General features: G+C 73.4%; 21 protein-coding genes. 11 read left to right on the forward strand and 10 right to left on the reverse strand.

From position 1 onward, the window contains the following. From FJK98_RS09900 to gmd, 3 genes are read right to left on the reverse strand one after another with little or no spacing between them, the layout of a single operon-like run. Window positions 1-1,125 carry a DegT/DnrJ/EryC1/StrS aminotransferase family protein gene (locus FJK98_RS09900; RefSeq protein WP_168222411.1) on the reverse strand — a complete coding sequence of 375 codons (1,125 nt, stop codon included), beginning with the start codon at window positions 1,123-1,125 and terminating at the stop codon, window positions 1-3. After that, window positions 1,122-2,324: a glycosyltransferase gene (locus FJK98_RS09905; RefSeq protein ID WP_145918758.1), complete on the reverse strand. Its 1,203-nt coding sequence runs from the start codon at window positions 2,322-2,324 to the stop codon at window positions 1,122-1,124. The genes FJK98_RS09900 and FJK98_RS09905 overlap by 4 nt, the downstream gene beginning before the upstream one ends. Beyond that, a complete protein-coding gene (gmd, locus tag FJK98_RS09910; protein ID WP_145918759.1) occupies window positions 2,321-3,334 on the reverse strand; it encodes a GDP-mannose 4,6-dehydratase in 1,014 nt (337 codons plus the stop codon). Before gmd ends, FJK98_RS09905 begins: the two co-directional genes overlap by 4 nt. Window positions 3,335-3,514: 180 nt before the next feature. Here gmd and FJK98_RS09915 point away from each other — a divergent pair, with 180 nt between their 5' ends. Both FJK98_RS09915 and wecB read left to right on the forward strand, forming a co-directional pair. After that, the gene (locus FJK98_RS09915) at window positions 3,515-4,756 is read left to right on the forward strand and encodes a glycosyltransferase (protein WP_145918760.1); all 1,242 of its coding nucleotides are present in this window, start codon (window positions 3,515-3,517) and stop codon (window positions 4,754-4,756) included. A gap of 61 nt (window positions 4,757-4,817) precedes the next feature. Beyond that, on the forward strand, window positions 4,818-5,933 hold the full coding sequence (wecB, locus tag FJK98_RS09920) for a non-hydrolyzing UDP-N-acetylglucosamine 2-epimerase (RefSeq protein ID WP_240762938.1): 1,116 nt from the start codon (window positions 4,818-4,820) through the stop codon (window positions 5,931-5,933). On the opposite strand, the gene FJK98_RS09925 is transcribed toward wecB, so the two are convergent. Next, window positions 5,862-6,545, reverse strand: a complete 684-nt coding sequence (locus FJK98_RS09925) for an acetyltransferase (RefSeq protein ID WP_240762725.1) — start codon at window positions 6,543-6,545, stop codon at window positions 5,862-5,864. The two genes, wecB and FJK98_RS09925, sit on opposite strands and share 72 nt — an antisense overlap. 286 nt (window positions 6,546-6,831) lie before the next feature. On the opposite strand from FJK98_RS09925, the gene FJK98_RS09930 reads away from it, so the two are divergent. Together FJK98_RS09930 and FJK98_RS34635 are read left to right on the forward strand one after the other, a co-directional pair. Then, a complete protein-coding gene (locus FJK98_RS09930; RefSeq protein ID WP_145918763.1) occupies window positions 6,832-8,037 on the forward strand; it encodes a glycosyltransferase family 4 protein in 1,206 nt (401 codons plus the stop codon). Between the two features lie 145 nt (window positions 8,038-8,182). Further along, a complete protein-coding gene (locus FJK98_RS34635; protein ID WP_305070092.1) occupies window positions 8,183-8,689 on the forward strand; it encodes an acyltransferase in 507 nt (168 codons plus the stop codon). 19 nt (window positions 8,690-8,708) lie between these two features. On the opposite strand, the gene FJK98_RS09940 is transcribed toward FJK98_RS34635, so the two are convergent. Further along, entirely contained in the window at window positions 8,709-10,739 is a 2,031-nt protein-coding gene (locus FJK98_RS09940; protein WP_145918765.1) for a hypothetical protein, read from the reverse strand. Between the two features lie 238 nt (window positions 10,740-10,977). Between FJK98_RS09940 and FJK98_RS09945 the strand changes: the two genes are divergently transcribed. The 4 genes from FJK98_RS09945 (at window position 10,978) to FJK98_RS09960 (ending at window position 15,848) form a co-directional block, all read left to right on the forward strand. Then, window positions 10,978-11,934, forward strand: a complete 957-nt coding sequence (locus FJK98_RS09945) for an NAD-dependent epimerase/dehydratase family protein (protein ID WP_145918766.1) — start codon at window positions 10,978-10,980, stop codon at window positions 11,932-11,934. A gap of 184 nt (window positions 11,935-12,118) precedes the next feature. Next, window positions 12,119-13,402, forward strand: coding sequence for a lipopolysaccharide biosynthesis protein (locus FJK98_RS09950; RefSeq protein ID WP_145918767.1), 1,284 nt, complete (start codon window positions 12,119-12,121; stop codon window positions 13,400-13,402). Beyond that, a complete protein-coding gene (locus FJK98_RS09955) occupies window positions 13,387-14,589 on the forward strand; it encodes a glycosyltransferase (protein ID WP_145918768.1) in 1,203 nt (400 codons plus the stop codon). Before FJK98_RS09950 ends, FJK98_RS09955 begins: the two co-directional genes overlap by 16 nt. A 5-nt stretch (window positions 14,590-14,594) precedes the next feature. Continuing rightward, window positions 14,595-15,848, forward strand: coding sequence for a glycosyltransferase (locus FJK98_RS09960; protein WP_145918769.1), 1,254 nt, complete (start codon window positions 14,595-14,597; stop codon window positions 15,846-15,848). A 60-nt stretch (window positions 15,849-15,908) separates the two neighbouring features. Here FJK98_RS09960 and FJK98_RS09965 read toward each other — a convergent pair whose 3' ends face one another. From FJK98_RS09965 to FJK98_RS09975, 3 genes are read right to left on the reverse strand one after another with little or no spacing between them, the layout of a single operon-like run. After that, a complete protein-coding gene (locus tag FJK98_RS09965; protein WP_145918770.1) occupies window positions 15,909-17,363 on the reverse strand; it encodes an O-antigen ligase in 1,455 nt (484 codons plus the stop codon). 55 nt (window positions 17,364-17,418) lie between these two features. Beyond that, the gene (locus tag FJK98_RS09970; protein ID WP_205789410.1) at window positions 17,419-18,408 is read right to left on the reverse strand and encodes an SDR family oxidoreductase; all 990 of its coding nucleotides are present in this window, start codon (window positions 18,406-18,408) and stop codon (window positions 17,419-17,421) included. After that, window positions 18,405-19,382 carry a polysaccharide biosynthesis protein gene (locus FJK98_RS09975; protein ID WP_305070093.1) on the reverse strand — a complete coding sequence of 326 codons (978 nt, stop codon included), beginning with the start codon at window positions 19,380-19,382 and terminating at the stop codon, window positions 18,405-18,407. Before FJK98_RS09975 ends, FJK98_RS09970 begins: the two co-directional genes overlap by 4 nt. Window positions 19,383-19,722: 340 nt before the next feature. Here FJK98_RS09975 and FJK98_RS09980 point away from each other — a divergent pair, with 340 nt between their 5' ends. Genes FJK98_RS09980 through FJK98_RS09990 form a run of 3 tightly spaced genes read left to right on the forward strand, consistent with a single transcriptional unit; the run spans window position 19,723 to window position 22,708 of the window. After that, window positions 19,723-20,484 carry a sugar transferase gene (locus FJK98_RS09980; RefSeq protein ID WP_305070094.1) on the forward strand — a complete coding sequence of 254 codons (762 nt, stop codon included), beginning with the start codon at window positions 19,723-19,725 and terminating at the stop codon, window positions 20,482-20,484. Next, a complete protein-coding gene (locus FJK98_RS09985) occupies window positions 20,481-21,431 on the forward strand; it encodes an NAD(P)-dependent oxidoreductase (RefSeq protein ID WP_145918773.1) in 951 nt (316 codons plus the stop codon). The genes FJK98_RS09980 and FJK98_RS09985 overlap by 4 nt, the downstream gene beginning before the upstream one ends. Window positions 21,432-21,436: 5 nt before the next feature. Continuing rightward, window positions 21,437-22,708, forward strand: coding sequence for a glycosyltransferase family 4 protein (locus FJK98_RS09990; RefSeq protein ID WP_145918774.1), 1,272 nt, complete (start codon window positions 21,437-21,439; stop codon window positions 22,706-22,708). On the opposite strand, the gene FJK98_RS09995 is transcribed toward FJK98_RS09990, so the two are convergent. Then, window positions 22,671-23,105, reverse strand: a complete 435-nt coding sequence (locus FJK98_RS09995) for a hypothetical protein (RefSeq protein WP_145918775.1) — start codon at window positions 23,103-23,105, stop codon at window positions 22,671-22,673. The two genes, FJK98_RS09990 and FJK98_RS09995, sit on opposite strands and share 38 nt — an antisense overlap. 67 nt (window positions 23,106-23,172) lie before the next feature. After that, complete coding sequence (locus FJK98_RS10000) at window positions 23,173-25,635, reverse strand: Tex family protein (protein WP_240762727.1); 2,463 nt, start codon at window positions 25,633-25,635, stop codon at window positions 23,173-23,175. Window positions 25,636-25,670: the final 35 nt, after the last annotated feature.

The raw sequence follows: 25,670 nt of genomic DNA on the forward strand, positions 1-25,670 counted from the left end.
TCAGCCGACGGCCGCCAGGGCGGCGCGGACGCGTTCCACCACCGTCTTCACCCCCGGCTCGGTCAGCTCCGGATACGTGGGCAGGTTGATGCCACGCCGGCTCAGGTCGACCGTCACCGGGCAGTGTGCCGCCGGATCGTGGTGGGCGGGCAGCTCGGGGATCGGCACGAAGAAGGGCCGGGTCTCCACACCGAGCCGGTCCAGCGCCAGCGCCAGCGCGTCCCGGGAGGCGTCGTCCCCGGCGGGCCCGACCAGGAAACAGGCCATCCACGGCGCGCGGCGGACACCGGCGAGCACCGGCTGGGCCGACAGCGCCGGCTCGTCGGCGAGCTGCGTCTCGTAGCCGGCGATCACCGCGTCCCGCCGGGCGATGATCTCGTCGGCCCGGTCGAGCTGGGCGCAGAGCAGCGCGGCGGCCAGGTTCGTCATCCGGTAGTTGTAGCCCAGCACCGGGAAGTAGTACCGCCGCTGCGGGTCCATGCCCTGGTTGCGCAGCAGCCGCATCCGCTCGGCCAGCGCGGCGTCGGAGGTGGTCACGCAGCCGCCCTCGCCAGCGGTGATCACCTTGTTGCCGAAGAACGAGAAGGTCGTGGCGTCGGCCAGGGAACCGGTCGGCTCCCCGTCGACCGTGGCCCCGAAGGACTCCGCGGCGTCGGCCACCAGGAGCAGGCCGTGCCGGTGGCACAGCGCGCGCAGGGCCGGATAGTCGGCGGGGTGGCCGTACAGGTCGACGGCGACGACCGCCCGGGTCCGTGGCCCGATCGCCGCGGCGACCGCGGCGGGGTCGACGCACCAGCTCTGCGGCAGGACGTCCACGCAGACCGCCCGCGCCCCGCAGTACGCGACGGCGTTCGCGGTCGCCACGTAGGTCAGCGCGGGCACGATGACCTCGTCGCCCGGACCGATGCCGGCGGCGGCGAGGACCAGGTGCAGGGCGACCGTGCCGTTGGCGGTGGCCACCGCCGTGCCGGCGGCGCACCGGCGGGCGAAGCGGTCCTCGAAGTCGGTGAGGAAGGGGCCCCGGGAGGAGACCCAGCCGCTGCGCACGGCCTCGACGACGTACCGTTCCTCCAGGTCGGACAGGCTCGGACGGGCCACCGGATAGCGGTCGTCGGTCAGGCTCACGAGGTTTCCTCCCCGGTCAGTTCGGTGGCGAACGCCGAGCGCGGCATCGGTCCCGGCCGGCCGTCGGCCACCCAGCGCAGCACGTCGAGGTAGTCGCCGCCGGTCGCCGTCCAGGTGCGGGTGGCCAGCCGGCCGTCGGCGTGCCGGGCGGCGGCGGCGTAGTGCGCGCGGTCGGCCAGCAGCCGGTAGACCGCCTCGGCCAGGGAGGCGGGCTCGGTGGCCGAGAAGACGGCCGCCTCGGCGCCGGTGAACTCGAGTTGCGCCAGCAGCGGCTCGGCGTCGGCGCAGGCGACGGGCAGGCCCCAGCTGAACGCCTCAAGCATCGCGCCGCTCGCCGCCTCCCACAGCGACGGGATGACCACCGCGTCGGCGCGGGCGTAGAGGGCGTTCAGCTCGTCGAGGGTGACGAACCCGGGGAAGGACACCCGGCCGCGCAGGTCGGGCTGTGCGGCGCGGGCGAGCAGGCGGCTGGCCTCGGGCTCGACCAGCGGGCCGGGACAGATCAGCCGGCACTGCGGGAGCAGCGCCATCGCCTCCAGCAGCGTCGCGTGGTTCTTGTGGGTCGCCGTCGAGGACGGGTAGAGCAGCAGGCCCGGTTCGGGGCGCGCGGCGGCGCGGGCGGGCGCGGGTTGGAACGTCGGGGTGGGGATGAGCGCGGTCCGCTCCGCCGCCTCGGGGAACAGCCGCAGCGTCTCCCGGTACGGGTGCGGCCAGGTCACCACCACGGCGTCGGCGCGGGCCACGTTCTCCCGGACCACGGCGGCGAAGCCGGGGGAGTGGAACGCGGCCCGCAGGTGCCGCAGGTCGTGTACGACGACGACGGACGGGCCGGTGCCGATCGGGGCGCTGTGGAACGGGTAGAGCGTGACGTCCGCGCCGCGCTGCCGGGGCACCGAGCGGTGCCGGACCGCGTTGACCGCCCGGCGTACGGCGAGGGAGTCGCGGACCCGGGTCGGTGTCCACCGGCGCAGCAGTTGCCCGGGGACGGTGTCCGAGCGCAGCGGCTGGGCGACCTCGGCCCAGCCGAGCCGGTCGGCGGGCACCTGGTCGCGCCACTGGTCCAGGGTGCCTCGCAGGACGTTCACCCGCAGTTCGCAGGAGGTGTCGGCGACCATGCCGGTGAGCAGGCCGTAGGTGAACGCCTCGACCCCGGCGGCGTGGCCGGGCCGGATCGGGGTGGCCTCGACGGTGATCCTCATCGGTCCACCCGCACCAGGCGTCCCATCCGCTCGTCCTCCAGCAGTTGCCGGTCGGCGTCCACCATGATCCGTACCAGGTCGCTGAAGAGGGTCTTCGGTGCCCAGCCCAGCCGTCGCCGGGCCTTGGTGTAGTCACCGATGAGCGCGTCGACCTCGGCCGGCCGGAAGTAGCGGGGGTCGATCTCGACGTACCGTTGCCAGTCGAGCCCGACCCGGTCGAAGGCGGCCTCGACGAACTCGCGCACCGAGTGCCCCTCGCCGGTGGCCACCACGTAGTCGTCGGGGGTGTCCTGTTGCAGGGCGAGCCACATCGCCTCGACGTACTCCGGGGCGTAGCCCCAGTCCCGGACGGCGTCGAGGTTGCCGAGGTAGAGCCGGTCCTGGATGCCGGCCTCGATCCGGGCGACCGCGCGGGTGACCTTGCGGGTGACGAAGTTCTCGCCCCGCCGGGGGCTCTCGTGGTTGAACAGGATGCCGTTGACGCAGAACATGTCCCACGACTCGCGGTAGTTGACCGCCGTCCAGTAGGCGTAGACCTTGGCGCACGCGTACGGGCTGCGGGGGTGGAACGGCGTCTCCTCGCGCTGCGGGGGCGGGGCGGAACCGAACATCTCCGATGAGGACGCCTGGTAGAAGCGGCAGTCGACGTCGGCCGCCCGGGCCGCCTCCAGCATCCGCAGGGCACCGAGCCCGGTGACGTCGGCGGTGTAGCCGGGGATGTCGAAGGAGACGCGGACGTGGCTCTGCGCGCCGAGGTTGTAGATCTCGTCCGGCCGGATGTCGCGGATCAGCGCGGTCAACGACGCCGGGTCGGACAGGTCACTGTAGTGGAGGAACAGACGCGCTTCGCCGTCGCGGGGATGGACGTCGACCCGGTCGATCCGTTCGGTGTTGAACGAGGATGACCTTCGCTTTATCCCGTGCACCGTGTAGCCCTTGTCGAGCAGGAACTCGGACAGATAACTACCGTCCTGGCCGGTGGTGCCGGAAATGAGTGCCACTCGCGACATGGGAGTCCTCTCGTGCCGGTTCGGATTTTGTGCGCGCGACTTCCTTATACCGGCTACCGGGCAGGTGATCATGCTTTTTGGGGTGGTGTTCGACGAATTCCATAAATTGTGTGGTGCAGTCACGAAAATGACGGTCGCTCGTTGAGTCACTCAGTTTCGTGTCTTCAGCGAGGAGCGAGGATGGCCGGCGAAACCAGCCCCGCGACGGAAGTCGACGAACGGTTGGCGAATGCCGAGGAGAGAAATTTTCGGGTCCTTGTCACGGCGGGCTACTTCAGCCCCGGCTGGCGAGCGGGCGGGCCCGTCCGCTCCATTTCCGACGTGCTCGACACGGCCAGCGCCGGTGTGTCCACCATCCTGCTGACCCGCGACCGTGACCTCGGTGCCCCCGCCGCCTATCCCGGCCTGTCCGGCACCTGGGCACGCCGGGGCCGCACGGACGTCTTCTATCTCGGCGTACGCCACCCGGCGCACTGGCGGATGCTCTGGCGTTCGCTGCGCTCGGCGCGGTTCGACCTGCTCTACGTCAACAGCGTCTGGTCGGTCTTCTCGGTCCTGCCCATCGTCGCGGCCCGGCTGGGCCTGCTGCGGGCGGAGCGCATCCTGGTGGCCCCCCGGGGCGAGTTCGGCGCGGCCGCCCTCGGCCTGCACCGGCTGCGTAAGCGGGTGTTCCTGGCCGGCTGGCGGTGGATGCTGCGGGGCCCCCGGGTGCTGTGGCACGCCACCGGACCGCAGGAGGTCGCCGACATCCGCCGGGTGCTGCCCCGGGCCCGCATCGGGGTGGTGGCGATCGCCGCCGGCCCCGAGCCGCACCCCGCCCCGGCCGAACTGCCGGTCACCGACCACACGCGGCTGGTCTTCATCAGCCGGATCTCTCCGATGAAGAACCTCGACCTGGTGCTCGCCGCGCTCGCCCACGTCCGGGCCCCGGTACGGCTGGACATCTACGGCCCGGTCGAGGATCCGAGGTACTGGCAACGGTGCCGGGAACTGTGGGCGGCCCTGCCGGACCCGTCGGTGGTCAGCTACCGGGGTGAGCTGCCCCCCGGGCAGGTCGGCGCGACGTTCGCCCGGTACGACGCGTCCGTCCTGCCGACCCGGGGCGAGAACTTCGGCAACGCCGTCGCGGAGAGCCTCGCGGCGTACTGCCCGGTGATCTGTTCGGACCGGACGCCGTGGACGCCCGTGCTGCGCGACGGTGGCGGGCAGGTGCTCACCGAGCTGACGTCGGCGGCGCTGGGCGCGCTGCTCAACCGGGTCGCCAGCGCCCCGCCCACCCAGCGGCGGGCGGCCCGGCTCAGCGCGGGGGAGGCCTACCGCCGGTGGCGGCTCGGCCGGCCCCGGGCCAGCGTGCTCGACCTGGCGTGGCAGGCGGTCGACGAACCGCCGCACCGGGTGCCCCCGCAGGGCCGGACGTCGTGACCGCGACCGAACCGCCCACCCAACAACCGAAACCAACCACGAGGAGGCGTCCTTGACCCGGGTGATGACCGTCGTCGGGACCAGGCCGGAGATCATCCGCCTGGCCCGGGTGATCGACACGCTGGACCGGACCGTGCAGCACACGTTGGTACACACGGGACAGAACTGGGACCCGGCGCTGTCCGACATCTTCTTCACCGAGCTGGGCGTACGCCCGCCCGACCGCTTCCTGCGGGCCGACACCCGCTCGCTCGGCAGCCTGCTCGGTGCGGTGCTGGTCGGCACCGAGCAGGCCATCGGCGAGCTGCGACCGGACGCGCTGCTGGTGCTCGGCGACACCAACAGCGCCATCGCGGCGCTGATGGCCCGGCGGATGAAGGTGCCCGTCTACCACATGGAGGCGGGCAACCGCTGCTTCGACCTCAACGTGCCGGAGGAGACCAACCGCCGGCTGGTCGACCACGTCGCCGACTTCAACCTGGTCTACTCCGAGCACGCCCGGCGCAACCTGCTCGCCGAGGGGTTGCACCCCCGCCGCATCCTGCACACCGGCTCACCCATGCGGGAGGTGCTCGACCACTACCTGCCGCAGATCGAACGGTCCGCCATCCTGGCGCAGCTCGCCCTCGAACCGGGCGGCTACTTCGTCGTCAGCGCCCACCGGGAGGAGAACGTCGACCACCCGGACCGGCTCCGCCGGCTGCTGGACTGCCTGTGCGCGGTTCGCGACGAGTGGCGGCTGCCGCTGCTGGTCTCCACCCACCCGCGTACCCGCAAGCGGCTGGAGGTGCTCGCCGTCGACGGCACGCTCCTGGACGGCATCACCTTCCACGAGCCGTTCGGCTTCTTCGACTACGTGACCCTGCAACGGCACGCCCGGTGCACGCTGTCCGACAGCGGCACCGTCAGCGAGGAGGCGGCGATCCTCGGCTTCCCGGCGGTGACCCTGCGGGAGTCCATCGAACGCCCCGAGGCGCTGGACGCCGGGGCGATCGTGATGACCGGCCTCGACCCGGCCGGCGTGGTGGAGGGCGTACGGGTCGTGGTGGACCAGGTGGCGGCCGGTCCGGTCGACTGCCCGCCGGACTACCGGGTGCCGGACACCTCACGCCGGGTGGTCGACTTCATCCTGTCGACCGTGCGCCGGCACCACGACTGGGCGGGCATCCGCCGCTGAGTCCGGCACCACCGGCCGGGCGGGCACCCCGGTGACCACCGTGCCCGCCGGGACGTCGCGGGTGACGCACGCGCCCGCGCCCACCACGGCGTCCCGGCCGACCCGCAGTCCCGGCAGGACGGCGGCGGTGGTGCCCACCATGACGCCGTCGTCCAGCCGGCAGTAGCCGGAGACCGCGGCGAGCGGATTGACCGAGACGTGGTCGCCGAGCACAGTGTCGTGCCCCACGGTGCAGTTCTGGTTGAGGTGCACCTGGCGGCCCAGCACCACGTTCGTCGTCACCCGGGCCCCGCCGGCCGCGAACAGCCCCTCCCCGATGACGCAGTCCGGCCCGATCTCCGCAGCCGGGTGCACCACCGTGGCGGCGGGCAGGCCGTACCGGGCGAGGGCCCGGTCGGTCTCGCGGCGCAGCCGGGGATGCCCGACGCCCAGCGCCACCGTCAGGCCCGCCGGACCGACGGCGAGCCAGTGGGTGGGGCCGAGGAAGGGGACGCCGAGCCGCCGCACCCGGGCCACGTTCTCTTCGGTCGGGTAGTCGTCGACGAAGCCGAGGACCCGCCACGGCCGCGCACCGACCGCCTGGGCGTTGAGCAGGCGAATTACCCCGAACATCTCCCTGCCCATCCCGCCCGCGCCTACGATCACTACACCGGTGGTCAACCGTTGCCCCCTCGGCCACGGAGAGCGCCGGTCGCGCTCCGCCCGCCACCCCCGCGCGGCTCCGCCGGTGCCCGCCCGGCGTGAGCGGCGGCACGGGTCGAGTCCACGGCCCGCGGACGCGCTCTTCCCCTCGACGGCGATCTCCGGCACGGGCCGCCCCTCCCCGTCGCCGTCCGTGCACCGCAGACATTCCTACGGGACGCCGTTCCTCGGACGGCACAGTGAAGGTGGACCGAAGGTGAAGAAGTTGACAAGGCTGCCCTCCCTGGACGTCGCCGGCACGCCACGACGGCCCGTGGGCACCTACCGGGTGGTCGCGACCGCAGGGGTGTTCGAGCCGGGTTTCCGGGGCGGCGGCCCGATCCGCTCGCTGCGGTTCATCCTGGACACCCTGCCGGGGGACCTCGACGTCACCCTGGTCACCCGGGACCGGGACCTCGGCTCGTCAGCACCGTACCCCGGTCTGTCCGGACGGCTGCTGCGACGCGACGGGCGGTCCGCCGTCTTCTACCTGAATCCGTGGGCACCCCGGCACTGGGCCCGGCTGGTCCGCCACGTCCGGGCCCGCCCCGTCGACCTGCTCTACGTCAACAGCATCTGGTCGTTGTTCTCGGTGCTGGCGATCCTGGCGGTGGCGCTGCGCCTGGCCCGGGTCGGGGCCATCCTGGTCGCCCCGCGCGGCGAGCTGTCGCCCGGCGCCCTCGCCATCAGGGCGGCCAAGAAGCGGATCTTCCTGGCGCTGTGGGCGCCGCTGCTGCGACTGCTGCGGGTGCGCTGGCAGGCGTGCAGCGGGCTGGAGGAGCGGCAGATCCGGGCCAACCTGCCGTGGGCGCAGGTGATGGTGAACGGCAACGAGAGCCCGATCCCGGCGGACCCGCCGCCACCGGTCGTCGCGCACGACGGCCCGCTGCGGTTGGTCTTCGTCGGCCGGATCTCGCCGATGAAGAACCTCTGCACCGCCCTGGAGGCGGTGGCCGGCACCACCCGGCCGGTGGAGTTCGACATCTTCGGCCCGCCGGAGGACCCGCACTACTGGTCGCGCTGCCAACGGGTCATCGCGGCCATGCCGGGGCACGTCCTGGTCCGGTACCTCGGCGAACTCGCGGCGGCGGACGTCATGCCGACGTTCAGCCGGTACGACGCCTTCCTCTTCCCCACCCTCGGCGAGAACTTCGGCCACGTGATCCTGGAGAGCCTGGCGGCGGGCTGCCCGGTCGTCTGCTCGGACAACACGCCGTTCAGCGACCTGATCGCCGACACCGGCGGGATGGTGGTCCGACCGGCGACGGCGGCCGGCCTCAGCCGGGCCCTCGACCTGCTCGCCGACCGGACGCCCGAGCAACGGGCCGAGGCCAAGGCCACCGCCGGGCGGCGGTACCGGCGCTGGCGGCAGCGCCGCCGGGAACCCAACGTGCTGGAACACGCCCGGCAGTTCTGCCACTGATCCCGTCCGGGCCGGCGTCACCGTGGCCGGACCCGACTCGTTTCCCCAGTGACCGGGAGCACATGCCCCGGTCCGGTGGCCTCCAGCCGCCTCCTGCGATCGAGGACAGTCAGTGCCCAGTCGTGTTCGTACGATGGCCCGGCGCGTGCGGGACCATCTGGCCGCGTCCCGCGACCCCGAGGCGTTCGTCCGGTCCCTGGGCGTCAACCTCACCGGTCGGGTCAGGTTCTACGGGGTCAACCGGGCGATGTTCGGCTCGGAACCCTGGCTGATCACCATCGGCGACAACGTCTACGTCACCTCCGAGGTGCAGTTCATCACCCACGACGGTGGCACGCTGATCCTCCGCAGGGAGTATCCCGACCTCGACTGGACCGCGCCGATCACGATCGGCGACGACGTCTACATCGGCATGCGCGCGATGATCCTGGCCGGCGTCACCATCGGCAACCGGTGCGTCATCGGGGCCGGTTCGGTCGTCACCCGGGACGTGCCGGACAACACCGTGGCGGCCGGGGTCCCGGCCCGGCCGGTGCGCACCACCGACGAGTACCTCGAACGGCTGCGGGCCAAGTCGCTGGGCATCGGGCACCTGCCCGTCCCGGCCAAGCACGAGGCGATGAAGCGGATCTACGGCGTCCCCACCGGCTGACGCCGGCCCGGCCGTCGGGTCAGGCCCGCCGGTAGGCGACCTGCGGCGGGGGGAACTGGTGCACCCCGGCGATGGTGATCGCCCCCAGCGCGCCGGTCACCGCGGTCACCTCGTAGCCGAACCGGTCCCCGGTCATCGCCGCCGCCGTCGAACCCAGGCTCAGCGTCGTGGCGCAGCCGACGCCACTGGCCCGCACCGTCGGCGCGGTGCCGCCGCTGACCTGCCACACCTGCCCGTACCAGTGCCAGCCGGCCGGCAGCAGGACGGGCGCGCCCAGCACCGACTCCTTCACCCCGACGGTGGTGACGGCCACGGTGCCGAAGTCGGCGACCGGGCCGAGCAGGGCGGGCCGGCCGGTGGCCGGATCGTGGGCGTACACGCCGTGGCGCAGCACGCCGGTGCCGACCCGGGTCACCTCCACGCAGGCCCGGTCGACCGGGGTCGGCTCGGCCAGGAAGAACGGGTGCAGCAGCAGCCGCTGGTAGGCACCGGTGCAGGTGCTCTCCACCGTGGGGCCGGACCGGACGAGGAAGTACCCTCCCCGGGCCAGGGACGCCCCCGGCAGCGGCTCCGGCAGGGCCCCGTCGGGGTCGGCGCGCCACATCCCGTACCCGGGGGAGACCGGCACGGCGTACGGCACACCGGCGACGGTGACCCGGTCGGGCACGGTGAGGTTCGTCGGGCCCACCGGGACCAGCAGCCGGTGGAACAGCTGCGGCGCGGCCAGTTCGGCCTGGGCGACCGTGCCGACCCGTTCGATCACCACGAAGTCGTCGTCGCCGGCGGAGACGACGAGTTCGGTGGCGGTCGAGGGTGGAGCCAGATAGCGACGGTAGGCGGTGCCGGTGACCGACTCACCGGCGGCCAGGGTCCGCCCCCACACCAGTTGCGGGTAGTTCTTCTTCAGGCTCGAGCTGATGAACCAGCTCTTGGCGGTGGTGTAGCGGGCCCGGACCGTGGGCGCCCCGTCCGCGACCGGCAGCAACCCGACGGCGATGCCCCACTGCTGCACACCACCGCCGCTGACCACCCACTGGGTCATGCTGCTCGCCGGCATGGTCCGGTCGGTGAGGGCCGCCGGGGTGATGTCGGTGAGCGCGGCAAGGGTGTCGATGTTCGCCCAGACCGACCAGTTCAGGCCGCCGGCCACGCCCACGTTCGGCATGAACTGCCGGCGGGAGCCGCCGGTCACCGGTGTCAACGGCGCGCACTGGGTGACACCCGCGTTCAGGGTGAACCGGGTCAGGGCGGTCACCGTCTGGGTGACCAGCAGGCCACCGCCGGGCGACCAGCGGTAGACGTTGGTGATCCGGCACAGCGACGGGATCCCCGGCATGATCGTGGCGATCGGGGTGCCGACTTTCGCCCGTGCCGTGTCGATCATCCCCTGGTAGGAGGGGATGACGTAGGACTCCCGGATCACCAGTTCCAGGCCCGTCGACCGGCCGTCGGGCACCGGCCGGCCGTCGAGTTCGACGGCGACCGTGTGCGAGTGGGTGGCGGGGCGGATCTGCACGTCCGGGGTGAGACCGGTGATCGGCACGGTGGTCCGGTTGGTCGCCCCCGAGACGTGGGTGAGCGGCCCGGCCGGCCTGACCCGGGCGCCCTGCGCGATGCCGTCCACCACCGTGTACGGGTTGCCGAACAGCAGGCTGTTGGCGTTGGTGACGGCCAGCAGGGTGAAGATGCGGGCCCCGTCGCTCCACTGCGAACCCACGTCGGCGGTCGTCTTGCCGTGGTTGGTCACCACGATCTGGTTGCCGACGTTGTAGCCGTGGTTGCCGCCGACGTACGACCAGCCGGTGTTGATCGGGCAGTTGTCGTCGGAGGTGTCGTGGATGCGGGTGCCGACGGCGGACATGACCGGCCACACCTGGGCGTCGGTCGCGGTCGAGGGCACCAGGCTCACCTGGGGCAGGCCGGAGTGCCACAGGCCGACCATGCTCTCGGCGTACGCCAGGTTGACGGGCATGACCACGTCCCGGGTGGCGTCGAACCGCGACCTGACCGACATCAGGGCGTTGGACCGGTAGACGATCAGTTCAGCCATCCCTCACACCTCCACCGGAAACCCGCGACGATGCTGTCACTGTGCGCGTTTGTGCAGCTGGAAGCGGTTGTCGGTCGGTTCCCGGACAGCACCACCGGCCGTTCGGGGGACCTCGGTGGGGCCACTCCGGGCCGACGAACGCGATGTTTGTCCTTTATGGGACTAAATTCCCTTTTCCGGCGTAATGTGCTGCACATCTGCTCGACAAACAGGCGACGTGCGTACTCGGGGGTCGTGCATGCGCATTCTGATTACTGGTGGGGCCGGTTTCATCGGCGCCAACCTGGCCCGCGCCGCCCTGCGCGAGCCGGCCGTCAAGGAGGTCAGCGTCCTTGACGACTTCTCGGTGGGGCTGCGGGGCAACCTCGACGGGCTGGACGTCGACCTCGTCGAGGGGTCGATCCTGGACCCGGCGGCCCTGGACGCGGCGATGGCGGGCCGGGAGGCGGTGGTCCACCTGGCCGCCCTGCCCAGCGTGCCCCGGTCGCTGCGGGACCCGCTCGCCTCCCACCACGCGAACGCCACCGGCACGCTGATGGTGCTGGAGGCGGCCCGCCGGCACGACGTCGGGCACGTGCTGATCGCCTCCTCCTCGTCGGTGTACGGGATGAACCCGGCGTTGCCCAAGGCGGAGCTGACCTGGACCCGACCGATGAGCCCGTACGCGGCCAGCAAGCTCGCCACCGAGGCGTACGCGCTGGCCCACCAGGCATCGTTCGGGCTGCCCACGCTGGCGTTCCGGTTCTTCAACGTGTTCGGCCCCGGGCAGCGCCACGACCACGCGTACGCGGCCGTCATCCCCCGGTTCACGCACGCCGCCCTGCGGGGCGAGCCGGTGCAGGTGCACGGCGACGGCAGCCAGTCCCGCGACTTCACCTACGTGGGCACGGTCTGCGAGGTCATCCTCGACGCGGTGCGCCGCCGGGTGCACCACCCGCATCCGGTCAACCTCGCCTTCGGCGCGCGGGCCAGCCTGCTCCAGGTCCTCGACGAGCTGGAGGAGCTGTTCGGCTGGCCGATCGCCCGGGAACACGTGGCCCCGCGTACCGGGGACGTCCCGCACTCGCTGGCCGACAACACCACCCTGCGGGAGTTGTTCCCGGACGTCACCCCGGTGGCCCGTCGGCAGGGGCTGCGGGCCACGGCCGAGTGGATGGCCGAGCGGCTGGCCGTCGCCCCCGCCATCCTCCGGTGACCCGGGCCGTGGGCGGGGCCGCCGCCGGCACGGTCCCCGCCGACGCGACGGCCGCCGGGAGCACGGCCGCCACCGCCACGACGGCAGCCGGCACGACGGCAGCCGGCACGACCACCACCACCGCCGCGCCGCCGGCCGGCCCCCCGGCCCCGGCATCGGGCCCGGCCGGGACCGGACCGTCACGGTGGGCATCGCCACCGCGATGGTGGCCAAGGGGATCGGCCTGGCCGCGCCGCTGGTCATGACCCCCGCCTGCTTCCGGTACCTCGGCGAGCAGCGGTACGGCCTGTGGATGGCGATCACCGCGCTCACCGGGATGGCCTGGTTCGCCGACCTGGGGCTGGGCAACGGGCTGCTCACCCGGCTCGGTCAACTCGCCGACGACCCCCGCCAGCAGGCCCGGGAGATCTCCGGCGCGTTCGCCACCCTCGGCGTGGTCGCGGTGCTGCTGCTGGCCGCCCTACTGGTGGTGACGCCGGTGGTGCCCTGGGTGGAGCTGTTCGCCGTCGGTGACCCGGGCGTCGCCGCGCAGACCCCCACCCTGGTCCTGCTCTGCTTCGGCGCCTTCGTCGTCAACATCCCGCTCTCGCTGGTCCAGCGGGTGCAGTACGCCCGTGGCCAGATGGTGCAGAGCAACGCCTGGCAGTCGGCCGGCGCCCTGGCCGCCCTGGCCGTGGTGCTCGCCGCCATCGCCGCCGGCTGGCCACCGCTTACGGTCGTCGCCGGTGCGGTGCTGGCCGTGCCGGTGACCAACCTGCTCAACACCGTCACCTACTTCTGGTCCTGCCCACCGGCCCACCGGCCGGGGCCGCGACTCGTGCACCGGGACACCGTCGTCGGCCTGCTCCGGCTGGGCGTGCAGTTCTTCGCGCTCACCACGATGTCGTCGATCGCGCTGAACGTGGACAACCCGCTGGTCGCCAACGTGCTGGGGCTCGCGGCGGCGGCGCACTACGCGGTCGTGGGGAAGCTGTTCGGCGTGCTGTGGGTCTTCGTCGGGCTGGTGGGCATGACGGTCTGGCCGGTCAACGGCGCCGCCCTGGCCCGTGGCGAGGTCGCCTGGGTACGCCGCAACACCCGGCGCATGGTGCTGCTCTACGGGGTGGTGGTGGGCTCGGTCGGGTTGGCGCTGGTCGGGACCGGTCACCGGCTCATCGCCCTCTGGCTCGGGTCCGTCGACCGGTCGACGATCCGGCTGCCCGTCCTCGTCGGACTGGCCGGCTGGTCGCTGCTGGTCGCGGTCACCTCCCCGCTGATCATGGTGCAGAACAGCATCGGCCTGCTCCGGCCGCAGTTCGTCGGGTGGGCGGCGTTCCTGGTGCTGGCCACCGTGCTGAAGGTGTGGGGGCTGCGCCAGTTCGGCCTGGCCGGGCTGCCGGCGGCGGCCTGTGTCGCGTACCTGTCGACCATGGTGCCGGCCGCACTGGTCGGATACCGGCGGGCGCTGGCCCGGTGCGGCCCGTCGTGACCGGCCGGCTGCGGGTGCTGCGGGTCGTCGGCGAGCTGAACTTCGGCGGCACCGAGATGCGTACCGCCGAACTGCTGCCCCGGCTCGCGGCCGGCGGCGTCGACCTGCACCTGGTGACGCTCAGCGACCGGATCGGGCCGGGGCCGCTGGCCGACGTGGTCGCCCGGCACGGCGGCAGCGTCACGGCGATCCCCCTCGACCCGCGCTTCCCGCTGCGGTTCCTGCGGCTGCTCGGTCGGCTGCGCCCGGACGTGGTGCACGCCGACTGCGCCAACTTCTCCGGCGTGCCGCTCGCGCTGGGCGCGCTGGGCGGCGTACCCGGGCGGGTCGCGCACTTCCGGGGCGACGACAACCGGCCCCGCACCCTGCGCCGCCGGGTCTACCGGTGGATCTGCGGGCGGCTGCTGCGGATCTGCGCCACCGACATCCTCGGTGTCTCGCCCAGCTCGCTGACGTTCGGTTACCACCCGTGCTGGCGCGACGACCACCGGTGCCGGGTGGTGCTCAACGGGCTCGACCTCGACCGGCTCCGCCGCCCCAGCCCCGACGACCTGCGGGCGCTGATCGGCGCGGGACCCACCGACCTGGTCTGCGTGACCGTGGGCCGGGCGTCGCCCGAGAAACGCCGCTGGCTGCTGCCGCCGATCCTGGCCGCGCTGCGCGACCGGGGCGTGTCCGCGCACGCGGTGCTCGTCGGACCGGGCGACCGGGCCGACGACGAGCGGGTCCGCGCGGCGGCGGACGCCGCCGGGCTCGGCGACCGGGTGCACCTGCTGGGCCCCCGCGACGACGTGGGCGGGCTGCTGCGGCAGGCCGACGTCGTCGTCCACCCGTCCTGCCTGGAGGGGCTGCCCGGGGGCGTGCTGGAGCCCGTCGCGTTGGGTATCGGCACGGTCGCCGCCGACCTGCCGGGCGTGCGCTTCATCGACGAGCGGCTGCCCGGCGTGACCGTCGTCGGGGTCGACGCCCCGCCGCAGGTGTGGGCGCGGGCGGTGGGCCGGGCGGCGGCGTACACCGCGTCGACCGCCCCCGCCGTGGCCGCCGACCGGTTCGTCCACAGTGTCTTCGCCATCGACACGGCGGCCAGCACCCACCTGGAGATCTACCACCGGTGGGCGTCGGCCCACCCCGGGCGGGACCGCACACCACGAGAGAGCAGCCGGCCACCGGTCGGCTCGGGACGGTGAGAGAGATGAACGATCAGACCGTGGTCGTAGGTCGGCGACCCCTGCCGGACGGCGGGCCGACCGGGCGGACCGGCCCACCGCGTCCGCTGCTCGTCGGCGCGTACGCCTTCCCGCACGGCGACGCCACCTCCAACCGGCTGCTGCAACTCGCCAGGTCCGCCGCGCCCGAGGGCACCCGCACGCTTGTCGTCAACGACTGGCCCTGCGAGCTGCCCTTCCCCGCCCGGCCACCCGGGGCGGCCGGCGTCGACCTGGTCACCCTGCGCGTGCGGGGCCGGCACCGGCTCACCCGGCTGCCGGCCCGGCTGGCCCGCCCGGTCCGCGTGCTGCGGGCCGCCCGCCGGCAGGGGGTACGCCGGGGCGACGTGAGCGTGGTGCTGCTCCCGATGGCGCTGATGACGCTGGGCAACTGGACGGTCCTGCGGCTCGCGCTGCGCTGCCCGGTGGTGGTCGACGCCAGCGAACGCCACGACCGGCGGCAGTTCCGTCACGGGTGGCTCACCCCGTACTACGTCCGGCACCGCTGGTCGACGTTCCTGGCCACCCGGCTGGTCGACCGGTCCACCGCGGTCTCCACCACGTTGGCCGGCTACCTCGCCGGGCACGGCATGTCGGTGCTGGTGGTGCCGCCGCAGGTCGACTGCGACGACTTCCCGGTGGCCCGGCCACCCGCGCTCTCCACCGGCCTGCGGCTGCTCTACGCCGGCACCCCCGGCCGCAAGGACATGCTGGACGTGATCCTGCGCGGGATCAGCCGGCTCACCCCGGCGCAGCAGCGACGGGTCAGCCTGACCATCGCCGGGGTCACCCGCGAGGACGCCGCCACCCACTCCGACCTGGACGTCTCGATCCTCGACGGGATCGTGGCCGAGGTGCGGTTCCTCGGTCGGGTCCCCCGTGACACGGTGCTGACGCTGCTCGCCGAGTCGCACTTCTCGATGCTGGTCCGTCCCACCGGCGGGTACGCGGCCAACGGTTTCCCGTCCAAGGTGCCGGAGAGTCTCGCCGCCGGCTGCCCGGTGCTGCTCAACCACACCAGCGACCTGGCCGCCCACGTGCACGACGGTGTCGAGGGGCTGGTGCTCGACGGCAACGGCCCGGACGACGTGCGGTGGGGCGTCGAGCGGGCGCTGCGGCTGCGCGACGAGGAGTGGACGGCGATGAGCCGGGCCGCCCGGTCGCGGGCCCGCGGGTCGTTCGACCACCGGGCCTGGCGCGACGAGGTCAGCGCCTTCCTGGTGGCCGACGACCGGCGCTGAACCGGGGTGCACACACGCCACGGTGGGCGTCCCGACCGGGACGCCCACCGTGGCGTGACCTCAGCGCAGGGCCGGGACCGGTTGGCGGGCGGGCTCGTCGGCCGGGACGCCGACCCACGGCGGGGTCGCCGCCGGGTCCGCCCCCGGTTCGTCGGCGTCGGCGCGTTCGCCGGGCAGGTGCAGCAGCACCCCGGCGGCCACGCACCAGAACACGTACGGGTACGTCTGCCCGGTGCCGAAGATGGCCGACTCGGTGATCTGGATCAGCAGGCCGGTGACGACGAGCCAGACCAGCCCGGAGTCGGCCCGGCGCACCGGTGCGCGCAGCGCGACCCGTCCGACGGCCAGCAGCAGCAGCACCAGCGGCGCCACGGCGGCGAGCCCCAGCTCCAGCAGCAGTTGCAGGTAGCTGTTGTGCACCACGCTCACCCCGGTCCCGAAGGACTCGTCGAGGCTGGCGAGGGTGAACAGGTGGTTGCGGGAGGCGTACCCGAAGCCCAGGGTGGGACGGTTCTGCCACCACAGGTCGACCGTGGCCTGCCACATCTCGGTGCGGCCGTTGGACAGGTCGCCGCCGGTGGGGTCGGTGAAGCGCAGCACGAGCTGCCGCATCCAGGGGCTGGCGAACAGGACCGGCAACAGGTTGAACAGGTACGCCACCAGCAGTCCCATGGCCAGCCCGGCGCCCAGCCGGACCATCCGGCCCAGCCCGTTGCGCAGCACCACCCAGCAGGCCCCGGCGAGTACGGCGATCAGGCCGGTGCGGGACTGCGACAGCAGCAGGCAGGCGACGGCCGGCACCATGCCGAGCAGGTCCACCCGGCGGCGGGACTGCCGGTAGACGGCCCAGCCCAGCGGTGTGGTCAGGGCGCAGACGATGCTGAGCATGTTGGGGTTGTTGTAGAGGCCCTCGAACCGGTCGGTCCGTGACAGCGCGGCGAGGAGCGTGCCGTCGGTGAACCCGACGCCGAGGCTGATCAGGGCGGAGCCGCTGAGGACCAGGTAGACCATGCGCAGGTCGGCCAGCATGACCGCGCGGTCGGGCCACCGGCGGCGTACCAGGACGTGCACCAGCGCGGCCAGCAGGAGCAGCGCCACGCCCCGTTGCAGGGTCTCCAACGGCACCACCGACCAGGTGAAGCTCAGCGTGGCCAGGCCGGCCATCGCCCAGAGCGCGCCGACGAGCAGGCGGGTCCACGGGTCGACCCGTGCCACCGTCCGGCCCGGCGCGCCCAGCGCCCAGACGATCAGGGCGGCCACCGCCGCGTACCGGGGATAGAAGCTGGCTTCCACCAGGGCCGGCAGCTTGGACGAGGCGCAGACCAGCAGCGCCATGGTCAGGCCCAGCAGCCAGCGCCAGCCGTCCATCTGCTGCGCGAGCGCGAACAGCGCGAGCAGCAGCAGCGCCACCGCGCCGACCGCGACCAGCGGGGCGGTGACGCTGGCGACGGTGGTGACCACCACGGCCATGACCGCCCCGACGACCAGGCACAGTTGACCCACTCGGTTCCCCACGTGATGTCCTTCGACTCCGACAGGCCGGCTGTGCCGGCGGTGGTCGTTTGCTGCCTCAGCGCGGCACGCCCGCCAGGCCCGGCCGGGCCGGGTCGGGCGCCCAGCGTGCCCGGGCGGCGTGCAGCGCGGTGATCATGTCCGGCCAGCCCGGTGGACGGTAACCGGTGGCGCGGGCGAGGGCGTCCGCGCGCAGCGACCGGTCGCAGACGAACCCGTCGTCCGGCACCAGCTCACCGGGCCACCCGTACACCTCGGCGACCAGCCGGAGCAGGTCGTATTTCGTGATTGGTTCGGCGGCGACGTGGTAGAGGCCGGTCAGCTCCGGCCGGGGCAGGACCACCGTGCGCAGCAGCCGGGCGAACTCCACGGTCGTCACCCCGCTGTAGACCGCCCTGGTGAAGCCGCGCACCTGACCCCGTTGGGAGAGGAACCAGTCCACCAGGGAACGGCGGGTGGTCAGCTCGTGCCCGACGATCGACGTGCGCAGGGTGAGCGCCGACGCCCCCGTCGCCTCGCCCAGCAGTTTGGACCGGCCGTAGAGGTCGGGCGGGTCGGGCAGGTCGTCCTCGAGGTAGCCGCCCCGCCGGCCGGAGAACACGCAGTCGGTGCTGACGTGGACGAGCCGGCCGCCGACCTGTGCGCAGGCGTCGGCCAGCAGGTGGGGGAGGAGCGCGTTGAGGGTGACCGTCGGCACCGCGTCCTGCACGTCGGGCCGCTGCTTGATGACGCCGACGCAGTTGACCACGACGTCCGGCCGCACCTCGTCGATGAGACGTCGGACGTCGTCGAACCGGGTCACGTCGACCGCCGGGACGATACGGGCCAGCAGGTGCGGCGGATACCAGCCCGCCCGCTCGTCGTCGATGCCGCGGGCGAGCCCGTGCACGTCGAGCGTCGGATCGTCGGCGAGTTCACGCAGCACGGCGTGCCCGAGCATGCCGGTGACGCCGACGACGAGGACCCGCCGCGCCGGGTCGGCGGCCTGCTGGTCGGTGCGGCGGCGGGGCACCCGGTCCGGGCGGGTGGGGTCGGTGGTCGCGTTCAACTCGTCACCACGGCCGGTGCGGCGGCCGCGACCTGCGCGCGTACCTCGGGCAGCGTCATCAGCAACGACTCGATCTCGGGTACGGACAGCCGGCGGGCGTTGTGCGAGTGGAAGTCGGCCAGCCCGCCGTGCTCGACGTCGCCCTCCTCGAAGTAGAGGGAGTAGTTGAGGTCGCGGCTGTCCACCGGCACCCGCAGGAAGTCGCCGAGGTCCTCGGCGAACGCGAGTTCCTCCCGGCTGGCCAGGGTCTCGTAGAGCTTCTCCCCGTGCCGGATGCCGAGCACGGTGAACTTCGCCGGCACCCCGAACAGGTTGCACAACGCGGTGGCCAGGTCGCCGATGGTGCAGGCGTCGGCCTTGCGGATGAAGACGTCCCCCGGCTGGCCGAACGTGAACGCGTGCTCCACCAGTTCCACCGATTCGGGCAACGACATCAGGAAACGGGTCATCGACGGGTCGGTGACCGTCGGCAGGCCGCCGCGCATGATCTGGTCGATGAACAACGGAATCACCGATCCGCGCGAGTACATGACATTGCCGTAGCGCACGCAGCAGACCCGGGTGCGGGCCGCCGCGTTGTTGCGGGAGTGCGCCTGCGCCACCTTTTCCATCAGCGCCTTGGTCATGCCCATCGCGTTGACCGGATAGACGGCCTTGTCGGTGCTCAGCAGCACCAGCGTCTCCACCCCGACGCGTTCGCAGGCGTCCACCACGTTGGCGCTGCCGAGCACGTTCGTGCGGACCGCCTCCAGGGGGAAGAACTCGCAGGAGGGCACCTGCTTCAGCGCCGCGGCGTGGAACACGAACTCCATGCCCCGGGCGGCCTTGAGCACGCTGTCGTAGTCCCGCACGTCACCGATGTAGTAGCGGACCCGGTCGTTGCCGAAGCGGTGGCGCATCGCGTCCTGCTTCGATTCGTCCCGGCTGAGGACCCGTACCTCGGCGGCACCGGCGTCGAGTAGTCGGGAAACCATTGTCTGGCCGAACGAACCAGTGCCCCCGGTGACCAGGAAACGCCTGTCCGCAAGCGAGGAAAGCATATCTCCTCCTGCCTTTTCCCGTCGGACCATCCTCGGGGATCACGATCTCGTCAATGGTGACCATACTGTTGCGATAACGAGACCGTGCGCGCTTCCGGTAAAGGGAGGAACAATCACGTTTCGCGTTTTGCGCGGTGCTTCGCGGCGACCATTGTCGACCCGCCGGTGCGGCAGATGTGAAACGGCGGGCCGGCCGCCCGGAAAGTGGTAGGTCTGTTCCATGTCCAAAGTTGCTGCCCCTGCGGCACAGCCGCGCGCCGGTGACGCCGGCCCGGTGACCGGACGGGAAACCGACCCGTCGACCCGCCGACCGTACGACCCTTGGAAGCGGCTGCTCGACGTGCTCGGCGCGCTGGTCGTGCTGACCCTCGGCGCGCCCCTGCTGGCGCTGGTCGCCCTGCTGGTGCTGGTCACCCACGGGCGACCGGTACTGTTCCGGCACACCCGGCCCGGCCTGCACGGCGAGCTGTTCGAGGTGGTGAAGTTCCGCACCATGCGCCACCCCGACCCGCAGCGGGGGCTGGTGACCGACGCGCAACGCCTCACCCGGTTCGGCCGGTGGCTGCGGGCGAGCAGCCTCGACGAACTGCCCGAGTTCTGGAACGTGCTGCGCGGCGAGATGAGCGTGGTCGGCCCCCGCCCGCACCTCGTGCGGTACCTGACCCTCTACACCCCCGAACAGGCCCGCCGGCACGACGTGCGGCCGGGCATCACCGGCCTCGCCCAGGTACGCGGGCGCAACGCCCTGAGCTGGGAGGCGAAGTTCGCCTCCGACGTCGAGTACGTCGACCGGCGGTCCTTCCTGCTGGACCTGCGGATCCTGCTGACCACCGTCCGGGTGGTGCTCGCCCGGGAGGGCATCTCGGCCCCCGGCACGGCCACCTGGCACGAGTTCACCGGCAACGCGCCGTCCCCCGCCGACGACCGGCCCGCCGCGTCGCCGTCCGGCGGCGACGGGTCCGCCGTGCCGTCGTCGGGTGCCGACCGGGCGTCCCGGGCGTCGGCCGACGCCCGGGATGTCGTGCCCCGCCGATGAACCGGGTGCTGCTGCTGGGCGCGGGCGGATTCCTCGGCCGGCACATCCACGCCGCGCTGGCCGCGCACGGCACCGTCCGGGCCCCGTCCCGCGCCCGGTGCGACCCGGCCCGGATGGAGCTGCCCGAGCTGACCGCGCTGGTCGCCCGGGAACGACCCGACGTGGTGGTGAGCGCCGCAGGCCGCATCGTCGGCTCCGGGCCCGACTTCGTGCAGGCGCACGTCGTGACGACCGCGAAACTGATCGAGGCGGTGGCCGTCGCCGCGCCCGGTGCCCGGCTGGTCCGGATCGGCTCGGCGGCGGAGTACGGCGTCGTGCCCCACGGTCTGGCCGTCACGGAGGAACATCCGGCGGCACCGGTGAGCGAGTACGGGCTCAGCCACCTGGCCGCGACCCGGCTGGCCGAGCTGGCGGGCGACGCCGGCCGGCTCGACACCATCGTGCTGCGGGTCTTCAACCCGGTCGGGCCGGGGATGCCGGCGGGCAACATGCTGGCCCGGGCCACCGCCATGGTCCGGGCGGCCACCGCCGACGGCGCGGACGCCATCACCCTGGGGCTGCACGACACCTACCGGGACCTCGTCGACGTCCGGGACGTCGCGGCGGCGGTGCTGGCCGCGACACGGTGCGCCCCCGTCGGCGCGCAACGGGTCGTCAACGTGGGCAGCGGGCGGGCTACGGCCACCCGCGACGTCGTCCGGCTGCTGGCCGACGTGGCCGGGTTCACCGGGGGGATCCGTCCCGGCGGCTTCCCCCCGGACGCCACCCGGTCCGCCGCGGTGCCCTGGATGTGCGCCGACGTCGAACGCGCCCGCCGGGTGCTCGGCTGGGCCCCCGCCTACGACCTGACCGCATCGCTGCGCGCCCTGTGGCGGGCCGACGGCGAACGGCCGGACCGGCACGGCGAACGGTCGGACCGGCCGGTGGCCGGCGTGGCGGCGGGGTGAGGCGGATGCGGATCGGTCTGCTCACCCAGTGGTTCGACCCGGAGCCCGGCCCGGCGGCCCTGCCCGGGATGCTCGCCCGTGCCCTCGCCGAACGGGGGCACGAGGTCCGGGTGCTCACCGGGTTCCCGAACTACCCGACGGGCCGGCTGGCCCCCGGCTACCGGCTGGCCCGCCGCCGCGACGAGGTCGACGGCGCGACCCGCATCCGCCGGGTGGCCCTCTATCCCAGCCACGACCGTTCCGCGCTGCGCCGGGTGGCCAACTACGGGTCCTTCGCGGTCTCCGCGCTGGTCTCCGGCACCCCGGCGCTGCGCGGCCTGGACGCCCTCTGGGTCGGCAACTCGCCGATCAGCGTCGCCCTGCCGATGTGGTTCACCCGCTACGTGCACCGGGTGCCGGTGCTGCTGCACGTGCTGGACCTGTGGCCGGACAGCGTGGTCGCGAGCGGTTTCCTCGGCACCGGCCGGGCGTCACGGACCGTCGAGCGGGGGATGGCCGCCTGGTGCGCGGCGATGTACCGCAGCGCCTCCCGGGTCGCCCACGTCTCACCCGGTGCCGCCGACCTGCTCGCCGACCGGGGTGTGCCCCGGGACAAGCTCGTGCACATCCCGGTGTGGGCGGACGAGACCCTGGGCGTCCGCGCCGCCGACCTGCGGGCCGAACTCGGGCTCCGGCCCGACCAGGTGGTGCTGGTGTACGCGGGTGCGCTCGGCGAGGCGCAGGGACTCGACTCGCTGATCGACGCCTGCGCCCGTACCGATGACCCCCGGCTGGTCTGCCTGATCGCCGGCTCCGGCACCACGCAGGATCGGCTGCGCCGCCGGGCCACGGCGGTGGGCGCGTCCAACGTCAGGTTCCTCGGGCAGTTGCCCCGGGAACGGATGCCCGCGCTGATGGCCACCGGGGACGTCCACTACGTGAGCCTGCGCCGGGGCGGCATGTCCGCGTACACGATGCCGAGCAAGGTGCAGGCGATCCTCGCCGCCGGGCGGGCGCTGCTGGTCGCCGCGGAGGGCGACGCCGCCGCGGTGGCCCGGGACAGCGGCGCGGGGATCACCGCCCGGCCCGGTGACCCCGACTCGATCGCCGACGCCCTGCGTGAGGTCTGCGACCTGGGCCGGGAGAAGCTGGAACTGCTCGGGCAGGCCGGCCGGGCGCACTACGACCGGATGTTCTCCGTGGCCGTCGGTGCCGACCGGGTCGAGCGGACCCTGTGCGAGATGGTGGCGGACCCGGGGTTCAGGGCCAGTCGTCGGCGGCGGCGAGCCGGCGGGTGAGCAGGTCGGCCAGCGGGATCGACTCACCGTCGCGTCCGCCGCGCCCGACGACCAGGGGTGGCCGGGCCGGTGGCACGTCGACGCCGAACAGCCGGGCGCGTACACCCGACGGCACGGTGAGCAGGTAGAACCGGCCGTCGACGGCGACCGCGCGCAGGCCGGCCCGGTCGACGTACCAACCGGTCAGCCCGGTCCGGTACCGGCCCCGGCCGTCGTAGCCCCGGGCCACCAGCCGGGTGGTGCGCAGCCCGCGCCGGGTCGCCTCGGCCGTGAACCGGGCCACCAGCTCCTCGGCCTGCGCGTGCTCGCCGTCGCGCTGGCGGGCGTCGGCCGCCGCGTGCGCCCGGACCGCCCGCTGCTGCCGCTCCCGCCACTGCGGACCGCCGTCACCATCCATGCCGCGACGGTACGCCCACCGCCGCCCCGCCCGGTCAGGTGCCGGGCGGGGCGGCGGTGGGCCGGGGTCAGGCCAGGCCGGCCCGGCGCAACGCCTCGGCCATCGCGTCGTTGGCGGGTGCCGGCGCGGAGCCGCCCCGGCCCTGCCGTTGCTGCGGCCCGCCCCGGGAACCGCCCCGCTGCTCCCGCTGGCCGCCGGACCCGCCCGAGCCGCCGGACCTCCCCGCGCCACCGGACCCGCCCGCGCCGCCGCGCCGGCCGCCCGGGGTGTCGCCGCGCCCGCCCTGGGGGGTGCCGCGGTCGCGCCGCTGCCCGTCGGCGGCCGGCCGGCCACCGCCCGCCGGCACCTCGTCGTCCAGCCGCAGGGTCAACGAGATCCGCTTGCGCGGCACGTCGACGTCGAGCACCTTGACCCGGACCACGTCACCGGACTTCACCACGTCGCGCGGGTCCTTGACGAAGGTGTGCGACATCGCCGAGACGTGCACCAGGCCGTCCTGGTGCACGCCCACGTCGACGAACGCGCCGAACGCCGCCACGTTGGTGACCACGCCCTCCAGCAGCATCCCGGGGGTCAGGTCGCCGATCTTCTCCACCCCCTCGACGAAGGTGGCGGTGCGGAACTCCGGTCGCGGGTCCCGGCCGGGCTTCTCCAGCTCGGCGAGGATGTCGGTGACGGTGGGCAGGCCGAAGGTGTCGTCGACGAAGTCGGTGGCCCGCAGCCCGCGCAGGATGGCCGACCTCCCGATCAGCGAGCGCAGGTCCTGCCCGGTGCTGGCCAGGATGCGGCGCACCACCGGGTACGCCTCCGGGTGCACGCTGGACGAGTCGAGCGGGTCGTCGCCGCCGGGGATGCGCAGGAAGCCGGCGCACTGCTCGAACGCCTTCGGGCCGAGCCGGGCCACCTTCTTCAGCTCGGCGCGGGTGCGGAACGGGCCGTTGGCGTCCCGGTGCAGCACGATGTTCTCGGCCAACCCCGCGCCGATGCCGGAGACCCGGGTCAGCAGGGGAGCGGAGGCGGTGTTGACGTCCACCCCGACCCCGTTGACGCAGTCCTCCACCACCGCGTCCAGCGAGCGGGACAGCTTCACCTCGGACAGGTCGTGCTGGTACTGGCCGACCCCGATCGAGCGCGGGTCGATCTTGACCAGCTCGGCCAGCGGGTCCTGGAGCCGGCGGGCGATGGAGACCGCCCCGCGCAGCGACACGTCCAACGTGGGCAGTTCCTGCGAGGCGTACGCGGAGGCGGAGTAGACCGACGCGCCCGCCTCGGAGACCATCACCTTGGTCAGGCCGAGCTGCGGATACCGCTTGATCAGGTCGGCGGCGAGCTTGTCGGTCTCCCGGCTGGCGGTGCCGTTGCCGATCGCGATCAGCTCCACCCGGTGCGCCCCGGCCAGCCGGGCCAGCGTCTCGATCGAGGCGTCCCACTGCCGGCGCGGCTCGTGCGGATAGATCGTGTCGGTGGCGACCACCTTGCCGGTGGCGTCGACCACCGCCACCTTCACCCCGGTCCGCAGGCCCGGGTCGAGACCCATCGTGGCGCGGCTGCCGGCCGGCGCGGCGAGCAGCAGGTCACGCAGGTTGGTGGCGAAGACCCGGACCGCCTCCTCCTCGGCCGCCTGCCACAACCGCATCCGCAGGTCGGCCCCGAGGTGGATCAGGATCCGGGTACGCCACGCCCAGCGCACGGTGTCGGCCAGCCACCGGTCGGCGGGCCGGCCCGCGTCGCTGACGCCGAACCGGCCGGCGATGGCCGCCTCGTAGCGGGTCGGGCCGGTCGGCGGGGCGTCCGGGTCCTCCTCGACGTCGGGGGCCATGGTGAGGTCGAGCACGCCCTCCTTCTCGCCCCGGAACATCGCCAGGATGCGGTGCGAGGGCAGCTTCGGGTACGGCTCGGCGAAGTCGAAGTAGTCGGCGAACTTCGCGCCGGTGTCCTGCTGGCCGTCGCGTACCCGGGCGACCAGCCGGCCCCGCGACCACATCTGCTCACGCAGCGCGCCGATCAGGTCGGCGTCCTCGGCGAACCGCTCGATGAGGATGGCCCGCGCGCCCTCCAGCGCGGCGGCGGCGTCGGCCACCCCACGCCCGGCGTCGACGAACCCGGCGGCCGTCTCCCTCGGGTCCCGGGTCGGGTCGCCGAGCAGCGTCTCGGCCAACGGCTCCAGCCCGGCCTCCCGGGCGATCTGCGCCCGGGTCCGCCGCTTGGGCTTGTACGGCAGGTAGATGTCCTCCAGGCGGGACTTCGAGTCGGCCGCCATGATCTGCGCTTCCAGCGCCTCGTCCAGCTTGCCCTGGCTGCGGATCGACTCCAGCACCGCGGCCCGCCGCTCGTCCAGCTCCCGCAGGTAGCGCAGCCGCTCCTCCAGGGTGCGCAGCTGGGCGTCGTCGAGCAGGCCGGTGGCCTCCTTGCGGTAGCGGGCGATGAACGGCACGGTCGCACCGCCGTCGAGCAGCTCCACGGCCGCCCGCACCTGGCGCTCGGCGACGCCGAGCTCGTCGGCGATCCGCTGATGGACTGACTGGGTCACGATGTTGATCCGCCTTCGTTTCGGGTTCCCTGCTG

Source organism: Micromonospora sp. HM134, assembly GCF_007833915.1.
Lineage (GTDB): Bacteria > Actinomycetota > Actinomycetes > Mycobacteriales > Micromonosporaceae > Micromonospora > Micromonospora wenchangensis.

Coding starts and splice junctions, on each gene's coding strand:
- gmd (WP_145918759.1), bottom strand. CDS start 3,334: ATGTCGCGAGTGGCACTCATTTCCGGCACCACCGGCCAGGACGGTAGT.
- FJK98_RS09990 (WP_145918774.1), top strand. CDS start 21,437: ATGCGGATCGGTCTGCTCACCCAGTGGTTCGACCCGGAGCCCGGCCCG.
- FJK98_RS09985 (WP_145918773.1), top strand. CDS start 20,481: ATGAACCGGGTGCTGCTGCTGGGCGCGGGCGGATTCCTCGGCCGGCAC.
- FJK98_RS09960 (WP_145918769.1), top strand. CDS start 14,595: ATGAACGATCAGACCGTGGTCGTAGGTCGGCGACCCCTGCCGGACGGC.
- FJK98_RS09905 (WP_145918758.1), bottom strand. CDS start 2,324: ATGAGGATCACCGTCGAGGCCACCCCGATCCGGCCCGGCCACGCCGCC.
- FJK98_RS09995 (WP_145918775.1), bottom strand. CDS start 23,105: ATGGATGGTGACGGCGGTCCGCAGTGGCGGGAGCGGCAGCAGCGGGCG.
- FJK98_RS09940 (WP_145918765.1), bottom strand. CDS start 10,739: ATGGCTGAACTGATCGTCTACCGGTCCAACGCCCTGATGTCGGTCAGG.
- FJK98_RS09925 (WP_240762725.1), bottom strand. CDS start 6,545: ATGTTCGGGGTAATTCGCCTGCTCAACGCCCAGGCGGTCGGTGCGCGG.
- FJK98_RS09915 (WP_145918760.1), top strand. CDS start 3,515: ATGGCCGGCGAAACCAGCCCCGCGACGGAAGTCGACGAACGGTTGGCG.
- FJK98_RS09945 (WP_145918766.1), top strand. CDS start 10,978: ATGCGCATTCTGATTACTGGTGGGGCCGGTTTCATCGGCGCCAACCTG.
- FJK98_RS09975 (WP_305070093.1), bottom strand. CDS start 19,382: ATGGTTTCCCGACTACTCGACGCCGGTGCCGCCGAGGTACGGGTCCTC.